Genomic DNA, 15,911 nt, shown 5'->3' on the forward strand with positions numbered 1-15,911 from the left:
CTGCAGGGCTCAAGTCTTATCCGTTCCTTACACGCAAGGGGTGCTTGAGCTGCGGGTTTGCGGCGGGGCCGGGCGGAGCGGGGGTGGGATCGGGGTTGACCGGGTCACCCGCGCGCGTGGGGCGACGGGGATCGATCCGCCCGCGCGCGTGGCTCCGGCACGGCTGGTTCCCGTGGCTCCCGTGGCTCCCGTGGCTCCCGTGGCTCCCGTGGATCCCGTGGCTCCCGTGGCTCCCGCGCGCGTGGGGGCGTACGACACGCCATGTGCCCGCGTGTCGTACGGTCGCCGGACGGCGGCAGCGGCGGTGGCGGTGGAGGTGGCGGGGTCCATGCGCGCACTCGTACGGACGCCCGTACGCACGCTCGTACGCACGCTCGTACGCGCCTCCGCCCGACGACGGTACGGCGACACGCGCAGCAGCGCGAGTACGGCGACGAGGGCCCCGCCCGCCGTCCACAGAGCCGCGCCCGCCCCGCACCACCCGGTGTGGATCAGCACGGCCACCGTGACACCGGCCGACGCCCCGGCACCGACCAGGACCACTGCACCCGACGGTGTGACCCCGAGCCGCCGGAGGCGGTGGACGAGATGATCGGGGCCGTCACGGAGCGGCGGACGCCCGGACAGCACCCGGGACAGCAGCACCAGGACGGTGTCGGCGACGGCCACCGCGCCGAGCCCGAACAGCACCGCCGTGCTCGACATGAACGTATGCCCGCCCCCGCTCCTCACCAGCACGCCCGCCGAGGCGAGCAGGAACCCGGTGAAGAGGGAGCCCGACGCGCCGAGTCCCGCGCGCGCGGGAGGCCAGTTGTGCATCAGGAACCCGGTGAGCGACGCGGCCAGCACGCAGAGCAGTACCGCCAGCCCGTCCAGCACCTCCGCCGCCGCACACATCCCGGCCCCGAAGGCAGTCACCACCCCGACGGTCCCAGCGAGCCCGTCGGCGTGGTCGAGCCCCCGGAAGGCGAGCGTGACGCCGACGACCCAACCCACGGCGGCCACCCCGGCGGCCACCCCGGCGGCCGTGCCGGTCTCGCCGTACGGCACGACGAGCGCCGCGGCGACAGCCGTACCGACGGCCAGGAACCGTGTCCTGAGCCGCCACGCGTCGGCCGCCGCACCGAGGACCGCGACACCCCCGGCGGCGAGCAGCAGGGCACCGGTCCCGTCGCCGAGCGGCGCGACGCCGGTCCAGTTCCCGGCACCGGCGACGGCACAGGTGGCGAGGACGACGGCCACGCCGCCGAGCGGCACGGGCCGCACCCGGCGCCGGTCGACGACCCCGGCGCGCAGCAGCGGCGCCCGGAGCAGCGCCGTGAGCAGGGCGGCCAGGAGGAGGGCGGAGGTGGCGGCGGCGATCCCGTAGAGCACGGATCCAAAGTAGGGGGTGAATGTAGCAATTCGGTACGAATCGCATCATCGGATCGCGTGTCGCGGAGCAGAAGGAGGGGATGACGACGACCAGAGGACGGGATACGGACGACCGGAGGACGGGATACGGACGACCGGAGGGCACACGGGGGACCGGAGGGCACACGGGGGACCGGAGGGCACGCGGGGGACCGGAGGGCACGCGGGGGACCGGAGGGCACGCGGGGGACCGGAGGGCACACGGGGGACCGGAGGGCACACGGGGGACCGGAGGGCACACGGGGGACCGGAGGGCACACGGGGGACCGGAGGGCACACGGGGGACCGGAGGGCACGCGGGGGACCGGAGGGCACACGGGGGACGAGACGGGAGCACCCGGGGTGTGCGAGAAGGGAGCACTCAGCGACACAGATCACCGCACGGCCGACTGCAATGCGGTCCAAGATGAGGGTAGTCTCAGACGGACCAGGTAAGTTACCGCTTAGTAATACATAAGCCTCGCAGGCCCGAGGAGCCCTCATGCAACTCGCCGCGATCGTCGTGTCGCTGGTCCTGACGGTGGTCGGCGTCGCGTTGATCGCACGCGCCATCGGCCAGTTCCTCCGGTACTTCAGACTCGGCCAGCCGGTCCCGGCCGGCAGCCGCACGGACAACCCCTATGAGCGCAGCGTGACCCTGGTCAGGGAATTCCTGGGCCACACGCGGATGAACCGCTGGGGTGTCGTCGGCTTCGCCCACTGGTTCGTGGCCATCGGCTTCCTCACCCTGCCGCCGACCCTGGCCCAGGCGTACGGCCAGATCTTCAAGGCCGAATGGCTGCTGCCCTGGCTCGGCGAGTTCGTGCCGTTCGAGATGTACACCGAGTTCATCGGTGTGATGACGGTGCTCGGCATCGCCGTACTGATGACGATCCGCCTGCTGAGCCTGCCGTCGCGCCCGGGCCGCAAGTCGCGCTTCGCCGGCTCGAAACTGGGCCAGGCGTACTTCGTCGAGTACGTCATCCTGACCATCGGCCTGGCGATCTACACCCTGCGCGGCCTGGAGGGCGCGCTGCACCACGTGGACAGCTACGAGGCCGGGTACTTCGCCTCGTACCCCCTGGTCCTGGCCTTCAAGGGCCTGAGCCTGACGACGCTCCAGAACCTGGTCTACCTGGTCGCCATGATCAAGATCAGCGTGTCGATGGTCTGGATGATCGTGGTCTCGCTGAACACCAACATGGGTGTGGCGTGGCACCGCTTCCTCGCCTTCCCGAACATCTGGTTCAAGCGGAACGCGACCGGCGGCACCTCGCTGGGCGCGCTCCAACCGATGACCAGCGCCGGAAAGACGATCGACTTCGAGGACCCGGGCGAGGACGACGTCTTCGGCGTGTCGCAGGTCGAGCACTTCTCCTGGAAGGGCCTGCTGGACTTCTCCACCTGCACGGAGTGCGGCCGCTGCCAGTCGCAGTGCCCTGCCTGGAACACCGGCAAGCCGCTGTCGCCGAAGCTGCTGATCATGTCGCTGCGCGACCACGCGCACGCCAAGGCGCCGTATCTGCTGGCGGGCGGCGGAAAGTCGGCGGAGGGCGAGGAGCGGGCGTCCACGGAGCAGCTCGCCGGGGTGCCCGCCGCGGCTCTCGCCGAGGCCGAGCGGCCGCTGATCGGCCCGGCCGACGCCGTGTCCGACGACGGCTTCGCCACGGGCGGCGTCATCGACCCGGACGTGCTGTGGTCGTGCACAACGTGCGGTGCGTGCGTGGAGCAGTGCCCGGTGGACATCGAGCACGTGGACCACATCGTCGACATGCGCCGCTACCAGGTGATGATCGAGTCCAGCTTCCCCTCCGAGGCGGGCACGATGCTCAAGAACCTGGAGAAGAAGGGCAATCCCTGGGGCCTGGCCAAGAAGCAGCGCCTGGAGTGGCTGAAGGAGGTCGACTTCGAGGTGCCGGTGGTCGGCCGGGACATCGAGGACCTGACCGAGGTCGAGTATCTGTACTGGGTCGGCTGCGCGGGCTCCCTGGAGGACCGCGCCAAGAAGACGACCAAGGCGTTCGCCGAGCTCCTCCACATTGCGGGCGTGAAGTTCGCGATCATGGGCGGCGACGAGAAGTGCACCGGTGACTCCGCCCGCCGGCTGGGCAACGAGCCCCTGTTCCAGGAGCTCGGCATGGAGAACGTCATGGCGCTGAACACGGCGTTCGGCGAGGAACTGGACGACGACGGCAACGTCACGGCGGAGTCGAGGAAGCCGAGGGCGGCGAAGAAGATCGTCGCCACCTGCCCGCACTGCCTCAACACCATCGGCAACGAGTACCCGCAGCTCGGCGGCGACTACGAGGTCATCCACCACACCCAACTGCTCCAACACCTGGTCGACGAGGGCAAGCTGGTCCCGGTGACCCCGGTCGAGGGCATCATCACCTACCACGACCCGTGCTACCTGGGCCGCCACAACAAGATCTACACCCCGCCGCGCGAGATCATCGCGAGCGTCCCCGGCCTGCGCAACGAGGAGATGCACCGCCACAAGGAGCGCGGCTTCTGCTGCGGCGCGGGCGGCGCGCGGATGTGGATGGAGGAGCGGATCGGCAAGCGCATCAACGACGAACGCGTCGACGAGGCCCTCTCGCTGAACCCCGACATCGTCTCCACGGCCTGTCCCTTCTGCCTGGTCATGCTGACCGACTCGGTCAACGGCAAGAAGAACGAGGGCAAGGCGAAGGAATCGGTCCAGGTCGTGGACGTCGCCCAGCTCCTCCTGAACTCGGTGAAAACCCCGGTGGACCCGGCAGGCGAGCCTGAGGCGGAGCCCGCGCCGGAGCCGGAGCCGGTGAAGTAACGCCCCCGGTACGGAAGTTCCGGTGCCCTCCGTCTCCTACGGGACGGAGGGCACCGTCACGCATGACGCCAGCCCTGCTGCCCGCCGGCTGCGGAGTCCGTCCACATCTCCACAACGGATTCACAGCAACTGCGGCATTCCAGGCATGATGTTGCCGTGATCGAGTTTGCTCCCGACGTTCCCCGGTGGCGCCAGGTGGCCGAGGTGATCCGGCGGCGCATAGCGGACGGTACGTACCGCCCGCGCGCCCGGGTGCCGTCCGTCGTGCAGCTCACGACGGAGTTCGGCATCGCCAACGCGACTGCGCACAAGGTGCTGCGCGCGCTGCGCGAAGAGGGCCTGACCTACACCGAGCCGGGCCTGGGCTCCTTCGTGGCCGAGCGCCCCGCCGAAGCCACCGACCCCACCGCCTGACGCCGTCACGCCGCGCCCCCGCAGGGTCACCACGACGCTGACTCTGTCGGGGATCTTGAGGATCCCCGGCGGGGCAGCATGATCAACGGGCATGCTCGGCTCTGTTCAAGGACCGATGCAGTTGTCGAGGTGCCCGTTGTCGCTTCACGCCCGTTCTGGTGAGCAAGTCCCTTCTCTGACCATGCAGATGGCGCGGGCGAGCAACCCGAGCGGTACAACGGCGATGTGGGTGAGAGACCGCCTGGGCGGGCTGTGGCGTGACGAGGACTTCGCCGACTGGTACCCCCGCGACGGCCGCCCAGGGCTCTCGCCCGCCCAGCTGGCCACCGTCTGTGTGCTCCAGTTCCTGCTCGGTCTGTCGGACCGGCAGGCGGCCGAAGCGGTTCGCTGCCGCATCGATTTCAAATACGCGCTGGCCATGGAACTGGACGATCCCGGCTTCCACCACAGCGTGCTGGCCGACTTCCGCGACCGTCTCACCGAGGACGGCCGAGCCGACCGTCTCCTCGACCTCGCGCTCGAACGCCTGAAGGAGGCCGGTCTCGTTCGCGAACGCACCACCCAGCGCACGGACTCCACCCACGTCCTGGCCGCGGTGCGCGACCTGACCCGGCTGGAACTGGTCACCGAGGCCGTCCGCGCCGCGCTGGAAGAGCTGGCCGGCACCGCTGATCACCTGCTGGCCGGCCTGGTGGACGAGGAGTGGGGGCGCCGCTACGGCCGTCCGGTCCGTCTGGGCAAGAACCCCACCCGCCCCAAGACCAGAATCCTCGCCACCGGAGGCGACGCCGTCCGGCTGATCGAGCACCTCGGGCAGCACGGGCCGGAACGCCTGTCAGGGCCCCGCGTCCAGGCCCTGCGGCAGATCATGGTGCAGAACTACTACCGTGACGGGGCCGGGCGCCTGCGCTGGCGCACCGTGGAGGACGGCGGGCTGCCGCCCTCGTCCGTCGCGGTCGTCTCGCCCTACGATCCGACGGCCCGCTACGCGCGCCGCGGACACGTCACCCGTTGGAAGGGGTTCGTCGCGCATCTCACCGAGACCTGCGATCCCGACGGCGTCAACGTGATCACGGATGTGGCCACCACCGATGCCACCGGCTACGACGCGAAGGCTCTGCCCGGCATCCACACCCGGCTCAAGCGCCGCGGGCTGCTGCCCGCCGAGCATCTGGTCGACGGCGGCTACACCTCCCTGGTCCATCTGGAACAGGCAGCCCGCGAACACCAGGTCACGGTCACCGGACCACTGCCGGTCAACACCACCCGCCAGAACCGCAGGAACAACGGGTTCGGCCGCGACGACTTCCACATCGACTTCGACCGTCGGCAGGTCACCTGCCCGCAGGGCGAGACCAGCGCGGGCTGGCACGGCCCCTACCCGACTTCCTCGCCCACGGCGGCACCTCTGATCGTGGCCCGGTTCACCAAGAGCCAGTGCCGGCCCTGCCCGGTCCGCACCCGCTGCACGACCACCGCCGACAGCGCCCGGAGCGTGGGCTTCCCCCCGCGAGAACTCCGTGACCTGCAACTCCGAGTCCGTGCCGAGCAGCAGACACCCGAATGGCAGGCTCGCTACGCGGTCCGCTCCGGAGTGGAAGGCACCATCAACGAGCTCGCCCACGGACACGGCATGCGCCACTGCCGCTACCGGGGACAGCACAAAGCCCACTTACAGCACGTGTTCACAGCCATCGCTGCAAACATCGAGCGCCTCAGCCGACGGCCGCCGACCGGAGAAGCGCCTCCGTCCCGACGGCCGACCGCCTTCCAGAACTACCTGGACCAGCACGGGATCCCCCGGCCGAGGTCTTGGCGGTCCGCCAGAGACTGAGCAGACCGCCAAGATCCCCGACAGAGTCAGCGTCGGTCACCACCCACGGGGGCGCGGCACACCGCCGTAGGAACTACGCGCCCGCGGAACCCGGTCCCGCCTGCTGCACGACCTCGAAGGACCACAGCGTCGCGTCCGTCGCCGCCGGCGTGGGCCGTTCGCCGCCCTCGCCCGCGCCGCCGTCGCGGTGGGCGGAGCGCATCGGGCCGTCGCGCCACGCCTCGAAAGCGGCCTCGTCGCGCCAGCGGGTGTAGACGAGGTACCTGTCGGTCCCGTCGACCGGACGCAGCAGCTCGAACCACTCGAAACCGTCGGAGCTCTCGACGGCGTGGGCCCGTGAGGCGAACCGCTTCTCAAGGATCTCCCGCTGTTCGGCAGGAACAGTCAGCACGTTGATCTTGACTACGCTCATGCCCTCATCCTCCTCCCCGGCCTCCCCGCGGACCGGACCGGGGTCACCCCGCGGCGAGCCGCGATGGATCTCTGGTGGATCTCTGATGGACCTCTTTCGGCCGTTTATCGAACTCACCTACAACCCTTACGTCACACCGATGGTCATCCGTAAGCCGACCCGTTCATGACAGCGGGACCAACTCCCGTCAAACACCTGAACGCCCGGCACCCCATCGACTGCGGATGCCCGTGCGAGGCATCCCCCGCATGCTGCAGGAGAACCCGCATGCACCAGCACCGCCACCTGCGACTCGCCCTCGCGACGGCCACCGCGGCCGCGCTGACGGGCGGGCTGCTCACGTTCGCGGCGACGACGGCCACCGCCGCGGACTCCTTCAAGGTCGCGAAGGCCGACTTCAACGGCGACGGCATCGGCGACGTCGTAGCCTCCGCGCCCGGCGCGGCCGTGAGCGGCCACGCCAACGCGGGCCAGGTCGTCGCCCTCTACGGCAGCGCCTCCGGCGTGACCTCCGCCAAGCGCACCACCATCAGCCAGAACACCACCGGCGTCCCCGGTACCGCCGAGGCGGGCGACTTCTTCGGTTACGCCACGGCGTACGCGGACTTCAACGGGGACGGCTACGACGACCTCGCCGTCGGCTCCCCGAACGAGAAGGTCGGCACCGACACGGGCGGCGGCGCCCTGGCCATCCTGTGGGGCTCCAAGAGCGGTCTCACCGGCAAGAGCGTGGACGTCAAGGACCCGGCCGCCTCCTCGCACGACCACTGGGGCAACACCCTGGCCGCCGGCGACTTCGACGGCGACGGCAAGGCCGATCTGGCCGTGGGCAGCTCGGCGAGCACGATCTACGTCTACAAGGGCGGCTTCACCACGGCCGGCACCCCCGGCGGGCGCACGACGGTCAAGGCCCCGGTCATGTCGAGCGGCTACGGCCCGCTGAACCTCACCGCCGGCGACGTGAACGGCGACGGCAGGACCGACCTGGTCGTCGACGGCTTCGAGACCAAGACCGGCAACGGCTGGAACACCAACTACTACGTCCCCGGCACCGCGAGCGGTCTCAGCGCGGCGCCCACGAAGACCCTCCTGCCCGGCACGATCACCGGCATCGGCGACATCAACGGCGACGGCTACGGCGACATCATCAGCGGCGCGGGCTGGGACGCCAAGACCAGCGACGGGCGGACCTACCCGGTGGGCGCGGCCGACGGCGGCAAGGTGAACATCACCTACGGCACGGCCTCCGGCCCCGGCAGCACCACCGGCGTCACCCAGAACACCGGGAACGTGCCCGGCAGCTCGGAGAAGGGTGACAGCTTCGGCTGGGACCTCGACCTCGGCGACATCAACGGGGACGGCTACCAGGACCTGGCCGTCGCCACCGCCAAGGAGGACCTCGGGGGCGTCACCGACGCCGGCATGGTCACCGTCCTGTACGGCTCGGCATCCGGCCTGAACGTGTCGTCCGGCTTCCAGACGTTCGCCCAGAGCACCGCCGGCGTCCCGGGCAGCGACGAGAAGAACGACCTCTTCGGCCTCGACGTCAAACTCGACGATGTCACCGGCGACGGCAAGGCCGATCTGGTCGTCGGCAGCTTCGAGAACGCCGGCGACGGCTCGGTCACCTACCTGCCCTCCAACGGCGCGAAGATCACCACCACCGGCTCCCGTGCGCTCTCCCCGGGCAACGTCGGCGTCTCGACGTCGGGCACGCCGCAGTTCGGCGGAGTGTTCGCGAACTGACCGACGCGCGACGCCGGCTCAGTGAGCCCAGTGAACCCCTGTGCCCTCCCGGTGACCTCCCTTAGGGGATGTCACCGGGAGGGCACGGTCAGGCCACTAGGGGATGTCACAGCTCGGCAGCAAAGCCTGGCCCGGATGGCTGGGCCCGGCACGTCACTCCGGGGAAGCAGGTACGTTCGAGAACGTGGCTGGATTCAGGAACGGACGCGGCGGCCGCGACAATCACGCCGCCCCGCACTCGCGACCGCAACAACCGCCGTACGGGCAACAGGCCCCGCAAGGGCCGTCGTACGGCCGTCAGCAGGGACCGTCGTACGGACCGGGGCCGTCGTCGTACGGGCAGGCCCCGGCGGGACCGTCGTACGGCTACCCGCAGGCCCCGCAGGGCGGTGGCTACGGCCCCGGCCCGGGCGGCCAGGGCGGCGCGCCGCAGGGCCCGCACGGCGAGCCGGAGTACTTCGGCGACGGCGGCGCCCCGTACGGGCAGGGCGCCCAGGACCCGTACGCGGCGAACAACCCGGGCAGCACCCAGGCGTTCGCGGTGGGCGAGGACCCGTACAGCCAGGGCGAGACGTACCACGCGGGCTCCGCCACCGCGCCGCCGCCGGGCCCGATCGGCCCGCCGCTGCACTGGAAGGAACTGCTGAGGGGCATCGTGCTCTCCCCCGGCCAGACCTTCCTCCGCATGCGGGACTACACGATGTGGGCCCCGGCCCTGATCGTCACGTTCCTCTACGGCCTGCTCGCCGTCTTCGGCTTCGACGGCGCCCGCAAGGAAGCGATCGACGCGACGCTGTCGAACGCGGTGCCGATCGTGCTGGTCACGGCGGTGGCGATGGTGCTGAGCTCGTTCGTGCTCAGTGTCGTCACCCACACCCTGGCCCGTCAGCTGGGCGGCGACGGCGCGTGGCAGCCGACGGTGGGCCTGTCCATGCTGATCATGTCCATCACGGACGCGCCGCGTCTGGTCGTGGCGATGTTCTTGGGCGGCGACGCGACGTTCGTGAAGCTGCTCGGCTGGGCCACCTGGGTGGCGGCGGGCGCCCTGCTGACCCTGATGGTCTCCCGCTCCCACGACCTCCCGTGGCCGAAGGCCCTGGGTGCGTCGGCGATCCAGCTGATCGCGCTGCTGTCGATCGTGAAGCTGGGCACGTTCTAGGGCTGACAGGCCTCAGGGTTGACAGGCCTCAGGGCTGACGACCGCCAGAAGGGGGCCCGGGCGACCACGGAAACGGTCGCCCGGGCCCCCTTCTGCACGCTCAGGCGTCGAGAACCTGCCCGACCCGCTGCACGACAGGCCGTTCGACGCTCCAGGGGAACTCGATCCAGTCGTCCGTCCGCTTCCAGACGTACTCGCACTTGACGAGGCTCTGCGACTTCTCGTAGATCACCGCGGAGCGCACCTCCGCCACATGCCCGAGGCAGAAGTCGTGCACGAGCTTGAGCGTCTTGCCCGTGTCGGCGACGTCGTCGGCGATCAGCACCTTCTTGTCGGTGAAGTCGATCGCGTTGGGGACGGGAGCAAGCATGACGGGCATCTCGAGCGTCGTACCGACGCCTGTGTAGAACTCCACATTCACGAGGTGGATGTTCTTGCAGTCGAGGGCGTAGGCGAGGCCGCCGGCGACGAAGACGCCGCCGCGGGCGATGGAGAGGACTATGTCGGGCTCGTAGCCGTCGTCGGCGATGGTCTGCGCCAGCTCCCGTACGGCGGTGCCGAACCGCTCGTACGTGAGATTCTCCCGGATGTCGCTGCTCACCGGCTCACACCTGCGTCCTGTGGAAGTTGAGATAGGAACGGGAGGCGGTCGGCCCCCGTTGCCCCTGGTAACGGGACCCGTAGCGCTCGCTGCCGTAGGGGTGCTCGGCGGGCGAGGTGAGCCGGAACATGGCCAGCTGGCCGATCTTCATACCGGGCCAGAGCTTGATGGGGAGCGTGGCGAGGTTGGACAGTTCCAGTGTCACGTGCCCCGAGAACCCCGGGTCGATGAACCCGGCGGTGGAGTGGGTGACGAGCCCGAGCCGCCCGAGGGAACTCTTGCCCTCCAGCCGCGAGGCAAGATCATGAGGCAGTGTGACGACCTCGTACGTCGAGGCGAGCACGAACTCCCCGGGGTGGAGGATGAACGGCTCGTCGCCGGCGGGTTCGACGAGGCGGGTGAGATCGGGCTGCTCGACGGAGGGGTCGATGTGGGGGTACCGATGGTTCTCGAAGACCCGGAAGTAACGATCGAGGCGCACGTCGATACTCGACGGCTGAACCATCGACTCGTCGTACGGATCGATCCGAACTCGCCCGGCGTCGATCTCGGCCTTGATGTCCTTGTCTGAGAGAAGCACGCCCCGAGGATACGCAAGGCGCGCGGACCGGCCACAATCGCCGGCGCCGCGCGCCAGTCCTCCTACCTCTCTGTTACCGCCGCTATCGCCCCTCGATGCTCACCGGAACCGCGCTGCGGAGCCGGGCACACCGTGGACACCGGACGAGCCGGCCGGGGCCGAGTCGCTCGGCCTTCTGCATCGGGAACGAAGCGGTACTGAACACGTGCCCATCGGCACAACGGACGACGGTGCGCTCCATCAAGTCCTAGAGTCCCTTCCCCAAGAACCGCGTCTGGCTGCCAGTTGCCTGACGACAAATGCCACGTTACGGGATCTACGGGGCGGCCCTCCAGGCGGCACTCCGACCCCGTCCAGACCCGCAACCACCGCCACACCGTACGCCCCAACTCCGGCCCCCCGCAGCCTCGTCACCCGCCCGAAACACAGAGCAGACCCCACGGCTACGACACCGGGAGCCGGGCATGGGGTACAGTGAGCGAGCGTTCGGACACCACCCCGGGATGATCACCTTGGGTGACGGATGCACTACGCGGGTGTAGTTTAATGGTAGAACATCAGCTTCCCAAGCTGAGAGCGCGAGTTCGATTCTCGTCACCCGCTCCACGATCAAGGCCCAGGTCAGAGACCCGGGCCTTTTTGCTGTCCTCGGTGATCACTCCCCCCGCGCGCCAGATTCCTGCCAGAGCGCTTGGACAGTGTGCGTCCTGTGCCCCGTGTGCTGGAGGTGAACCGCAAGCCCCCGCATGCCGACGATCTCTCGCACCTTCCGCCGTTTCCGCCCCCTCCGCCCGAAGGTGCACCGACAAAGAGCAGCCCATCCGGTCCCGGCTCGGCATAGCTCTCCAGGTGCCGGCGGAGCTCCCGACGGAGGAACGCGGGAAGAATCACAGTCCGCGTACCCGCCTCGGACTTGGTCCCGCCCCGGACATCCCGCCCGTCCATCCGCCCGGGCTCGGCAAGGCGCACCCGGATGCGCAGGTGTCCAGGTCGACGTCACGGCGGCGGAGGCCAGCCAGCTCGTCCGGCCGCATCGGACCGTACGCCCCTCGGTAGGGCCGATTCCAGGATCGCCCCCCAAGAAACTCAGTTGGTCGGATCGGCCCTGTCAGCCAGGCTGGGGCCATGCCTCGCAGGATCATGTTCGTGCAGCTCAAAACGGGCTACAACACCGACCGCGGACCCTCATGGATCGGATGGGTGGACTTCTCCAAGACTTGGAAGACGGCCTACTTCCAGGGGCGGACCCTGCGGCGTGCCACGGCTCTCGGCTTGTTCGACGCAAACTTCTACGACGTAGAAACCGACGAGGCTTTCTGGCTCTCCGGACCGAAACGCGACCGGAACGACACACGGTACGGACCGGCAGAGCCAGCAGTGGAGGATGACGCCGCAGACGCTTACCAAGCGTTCCTCCACGGAGCGCCGCTTCCTGGCCGGGAAGACGGCTGACACCGGGCCGGGGGCTCAGCTCAGGCGGTAGGTGTCTTCAAGTTCCTGCCAGGCCGGCAGGAAGCAGCACTTCAGACACCTACAGCACCTGGCCGGAGGCATCGCACACAACGACCAGGACGCTCAGGAACAAGGAATTCCCCGTCGCAGAACCAGCAGAAGGCATTCCCTTCACACCGGCCAGGCATCGGCCACCACGAACGACACCACCGTGCCGCCGAAGCGACTGGGCCCGGAGTGCCACGACTCGGCGATGGAGTCGACCAGCAGCAGCCCGCGCCCATGTGCGTCGCTGGCGTCGGGACGCCGGAGCCGCACGCTGGCAGGAAACCCGGGGTTGTGCACCTCGACCCGCAGCGCGGCCCCCTCCCGGAACCACTCCACCCGCACGACCCACGGCTCGTCCGCCTGCCCGTAACGGATGGCGTTGGTCACCAGTTCCGAGATCATCAGCGTGCAGTCCTCGACCGAGCAGGCCGGGTTGTAGGGGGCGATGAACTTCCGGAACCAGCGTCGCGCCCGGGGGGCGGATTCCGGGGTCGGATGCAAGGTCATAGCCCCCAGCCGCGGAGAGTCCCCGGAGGCGTAGCGGTCGATCGTATAGGCCATCCGCACTCACTCCTTGCCGCTGCCGTCACAGTCGGGACAGCGCCGCTTCGATGTGGCACGAGTGCGGTCGGCGGCAACGGTGAGCGCCAGGGACGTACGCGAACTGACCCGCTTCCAACCGCGTCCCCGGCAAGCCCGGCAAGGTAAGCCGGCTTCACGGCTCGGCCGCTGACTCGTCACTCCGTGCCCCCTTCCGTAAGTGGCCTTAGCCACTTACTGGATAGTGGCATTAGCCAGTCGTAGTGCGCAAGCACGAACACCGAAGTGATGAATCCTCAGGTGAGGGGGTACCCCTGTTCGAAAGCCCAGCGGTGAGGTGGGTAGGTGGCTTCGGCGAACTCCAACGGCCGGTCCTGGAGGTCGAAGACGACGTGATGCACGATCAGCACGGCAGAGCCCGGCTCCAAAAGGAGGTCGGTCGCCTCTTCCTCGGTCGCCTGTCGCGCACACATCCGGTCTTCGGCGTAACTGCCCTGCCGACCGGTCATGTTCTCGACGTACATCAGGGTTCCCTCCTGGATCCTCTCCGGTTCCAGGAGCTTGGGCGCCCGCTGCCCGACATCCGACGCGAACCACGAGGTGGACAGCGTGATCGGCCCGTCCTGATTGTTGGTCACCCGCTGACGGTGCACCGCCCGGAGATCCTTCACCAGGCCCAGTGCCTCAGCGACGTAGTCGGGCGCATCCAGCCATCCCGCCGAGGTGATCACGGCGTACTCACCGGGCGTGTAGATCTTCCCCGTCTGCCACGCCCGCCCGTACAACTCCCTGGCCCGCCGGTTCACTTCGAGGCTCCGCACGTACGTGCCGGACCCCTGCCGCTTCTCGACGAGCCCCTGATGGCTCAACGCCTCCAAAGACCGCGCCGCCGTCGGCCGCGACACCTTCCAGGCCGCCGCCAACTGCCGCTCCGAGGGAACCTCGTCCCCCGGCCGCAGGTCACCCCGAAGGATCTGATCGCGGATGAAGTGCGCGATCTGGAGATACTTCGGCTGCGCCTCCTCGATCTGAGGCATGTGTCCCCTCCTCGTCCAAGTGGCTATAGCCTCTAGCCACTATAGAGTGAGTGGTCAACGGCCCACCCCGTAGGCTTGGACCCATGACGCGGTTGATCGTCGCAGCAGGAGGAGGGGGCGACGCAGTCGCCGCCGCAATGCTTGACGCCGCCCTGTACGGGGGTGACAGCGACCATACGGTGATCTTCACGTACGCATGGGACCGCTTGCTGATCGACCCGGTACCGGGCCCCCGAGGAGCAGACAACTTCACCGGCCTCCAACCGCTCACCCCAGCCGTCTGGACCGTGCCGGCGACCGCCCGCCCCATCGCACCGGCAGGCTCGACACTCCCCCGGTTGGCCGCAGAGCTCCCGCACACCTTCGCCCTGATCGACCCGAAGCACGGCGCCGAAGGCATCACCAGCCAGCTCACGGACCTGATCGCCCACCTGGAGCCGACGTCGGTCGATCTCCTCGACGTTGGCGGCGACATCCTGGCCCGAGGCGACGAACCGACCCTGAAAAGCCCGCTCGCCGACTCCCTGACACTGGCAGCCTGCGCCCAGGTGGACACGCCGATCCGCCTGCTGATCGCAGGCCCCGGCCTCGACGGCGAACTCCCTCCCGACGACCTGCGTCCCCTGCTCGGCCCCCTCGTCCACACCTTCACGGGACCGGACACCGAGCCGATCAGCACGGTCCTGGAGTGGCACCCCTCAGAGGCCACAGGGATGCTCGCGGCAACGGCCCGAGGCGTACGCGGCACCTGCGAAGTCCGAGACGCCGGCCTCCCCATCCCCCTCACCGACGAGAGCCCGACGGTCCACGAGGCCGACCTGGACGACGCCCTGAGCCGCAACGAACTGGCCCGCGCCGCCATCTCGACCACCACACTAGACGAGGCAGAAGCCCTGAGCCGCGAGATCTGCGGCTTCTCGGAAATCGACTACGAGCGCAACAAGGCACTCTGGCTCAAGGAGCAACACCCGAGGCAACTCGACACCGAGACGCTGCTACCCCAACTCGCCCAGTTTGAGGCGGACGCCCGAAGCCGCGGAATCACTCACACGACGTTCCGCCACCTGACCGAGGCCCTGAATCTCGACGGCTCACAGCGCGATGACCTGCGCCAGTTGCTCATCAACAGCCGACCGGAGAAGTACACAACGCCCTTGTGGCAGATCGAATGAGGGACACCCACGAGTCTCTGGCTCCCGTCAATTTCCGATCTGCCGGAATCACCCAGTCAAACCGGCTGGGCACGGTTGCAGCATGGGTACGAGCCTGCAATGGACACCCCAACTCGCTGGTCGCGCTGCTGTGCCACTGGCAGTCACCCAGCCCTGTAGTTTCGCCATTTTGCATGACCTACAACCGAGTTGTGCGCGAACATGAAACATGTCCTATCTGCTAGAAGCCTGGCTATTGTTCGGTCCGGTCGTCCCCGCCCTGTGGATCGTGGCGCTCTTCGTTCGCGGTCGCGGTCGAGACAGGCGCTTTCAGGGACAGACGATCGCCCTGCTCGGACCGCTGCTGCTGTCGTTTGTGTGGCTGGGCGGGGCAACGGTGCTATCAGCAGGACCGGCGCCGTCTCCACCACCTGCATCCGCCGATCAACCGCCTGTGATCATGCTGATCATTGCCCTGTTAACGGCCGTCATTTCAGCAGCGGGCGTCTTGGGTAACCTTTGGATCAAGCTCCTGCGGACGCGAGGCGAGATCGACGTGAAGCAGCGACTCGCAGACAACGACCGCATCCGGGCACAGGCGCAGATGGAGCTAGCACGCCGGGGCATCGACCTCCCCGCCAACGGCGAAGAGAACGGAACGCCTGCTGCTGGCACGCAGGAAGACTCGGATACGGACTCAGGTTGAACTCATGGAGTCCGATGAACTGACCACACC

General features: G+C 68.8%; 14 protein-coding genes and 1 tRNA gene. 9 read left to right on the plus strand and 6 right to left on the minus strand.

Translation table 11 applies throughout. The features are described from left to right. Positions 1-27: 27 nt before the first annotated feature. Positions 28-1,374, minus strand: a complete 1,347-nt coding sequence (locus ACSYGN_RS18785; protein WP_460397112.1) for an MraY family glycosyltransferase — start codon at positions 1,372-1,374, stop codon at positions 28-30. 520 nt (positions 1,375-1,894) lie between these two features. On the opposite strand from ACSYGN_RS18785, the gene ACSYGN_RS18790 reads away from it, so the two are divergent. From ACSYGN_RS18790 to ACSYGN_RS18800, 3 genes are all read left to right on the plus strand, one after another. After that, positions 1,895-4,201 (plus strand): (Fe-S)-binding protein, encoded by a 2,307-nt coding sequence (locus ACSYGN_RS18790; RefSeq protein ID WP_460397114.1) that lies wholly within the window; start codon positions 1,895-1,897, stop codon positions 4,199-4,201. Positions 4,202-4,357: 156 nt separating this feature from the next. Further along, on the plus strand, positions 4,358-4,615 hold the full coding sequence (locus tag ACSYGN_RS18795) for a GntR family transcriptional regulator (protein ID WP_460397116.1): 258 nt from the start codon (positions 4,358-4,360) through the stop codon (positions 4,613-4,615). A gap of 181 nt (positions 4,616-4,796) precedes the next feature. Continuing rightward, positions 4,797-6,449: an IS1182 family transposase gene (locus ACSYGN_RS18800; RefSeq protein ID WP_460391610.1), complete on the plus strand. Its 1,653-nt coding sequence runs from the start codon at positions 4,797-4,799 to the stop codon at positions 6,447-6,449. A 73-nt stretch (positions 6,450-6,522) separates the two neighbouring features. On the opposite strand, the gene ACSYGN_RS18805 is transcribed toward ACSYGN_RS18800, so the two are convergent. Then, a complete protein-coding gene (locus tag ACSYGN_RS18805; RefSeq protein WP_460397118.1) occupies positions 6,523-6,861 on the minus strand; it encodes an antibiotic biosynthesis monooxygenase family protein in 339 nt (112 codons plus the stop codon). 267 nt (positions 6,862-7,128) lie between these two features. Here ACSYGN_RS18805 and ACSYGN_RS18810 point away from each other — a divergent pair, with 267 nt between their 5' ends. Then, entirely contained in the window at positions 7,129-8,607 is a 1,479-nt protein-coding gene (locus tag ACSYGN_RS18810) for an FG-GAP repeat domain-containing protein (protein WP_460397120.1), read from the plus strand. 103 nt (positions 8,608-8,710) lie between these two features. Next, the gene (locus ACSYGN_RS18815; RefSeq protein ID WP_460397122.1) at positions 8,711-9,766 is read left to right on the plus strand and encodes a Yip1 family protein; all 1,056 of its coding nucleotides are present in this window, start codon (positions 8,711-8,713) and stop codon (positions 9,764-9,766) included. Positions 9,767-9,866: 100 nt separating this feature from the next. On the opposite strand, the gene ACSYGN_RS18820 is transcribed toward ACSYGN_RS18815, so the two are convergent. Further along, positions 9,867-10,367 (minus strand): phosphoribosyltransferase, encoded by a 501-nt coding sequence (locus ACSYGN_RS18820; RefSeq protein WP_460397124.1) that lies wholly within the window; start codon positions 10,365-10,367, stop codon positions 9,867-9,869. Positions 10,368-10,371: 4 nt separating this feature from the next. Continuing rightward, on the minus strand, positions 10,372-10,947 hold the full coding sequence (gene dcd, locus ACSYGN_RS18825; RefSeq protein ID WP_460397126.1) for a dCTP deaminase: 576 nt from the start codon (positions 10,945-10,947) through the stop codon (positions 10,372-10,374). Between the two features lie 532 nt (positions 10,948-11,479). Between dcd and ACSYGN_RS18830 the strand changes: the two genes are divergently transcribed. Further along, positions 11,480-11,553, plus strand: a tRNA-Gly gene (locus ACSYGN_RS18830). A 534-nt stretch (positions 11,554-12,087) separates the two neighbouring features. Continuing rightward, entirely contained in the window at positions 12,088-12,399 is a 312-nt protein-coding gene (locus ACSYGN_RS18835; protein ID WP_460403558.1) for a hypothetical protein, read from the plus strand. Between the two features lie 171 nt (positions 12,400-12,570). Here ACSYGN_RS18835 and ACSYGN_RS18840 read toward each other — a convergent pair whose 3' ends face one another. Then, the gene (locus ACSYGN_RS18840) at positions 12,571-13,008 is read right to left on the minus strand and encodes an ATP-binding protein (RefSeq protein ID WP_460397128.1); all 438 of its coding nucleotides are present in this window, start codon (positions 13,006-13,008) and stop codon (positions 12,571-12,573) included. Positions 13,009-13,283: 275 nt separating this feature from the next. Continuing rightward, complete coding sequence (locus ACSYGN_RS18845) at positions 13,284-14,024, minus strand: GntR family transcriptional regulator (RefSeq protein WP_460397130.1); 741 nt, start codon at positions 14,022-14,024, stop codon at positions 13,284-13,286. Positions 14,025-14,107: 83 nt separating this feature from the next. Here ACSYGN_RS18845 and ACSYGN_RS18850 point away from each other — a divergent pair, with 83 nt between their 5' ends. Both ACSYGN_RS18850 and ACSYGN_RS18855 read left to right on the plus strand, forming a co-directional pair. Further along, positions 14,108-15,196, plus strand: a complete 1,089-nt coding sequence (locus tag ACSYGN_RS18850) for a DUF1152 domain-containing protein (RefSeq protein ID WP_460397132.1) — start codon at positions 14,108-14,110, stop codon at positions 15,194-15,196. Between the two features lie 208 nt (positions 15,197-15,404). Next, positions 15,405-15,881: a hypothetical protein gene (locus ACSYGN_RS18855; protein WP_460397134.1), complete on the plus strand. Its 477-nt coding sequence runs from the start codon at positions 15,405-15,407 to the stop codon at positions 15,879-15,881. Positions 15,882-15,911: the final 30 nt, after the last annotated feature.

The sequence above is a fragment of the Streptomyces sp. YIM S03343 genome (assembly GCF_054729195.1).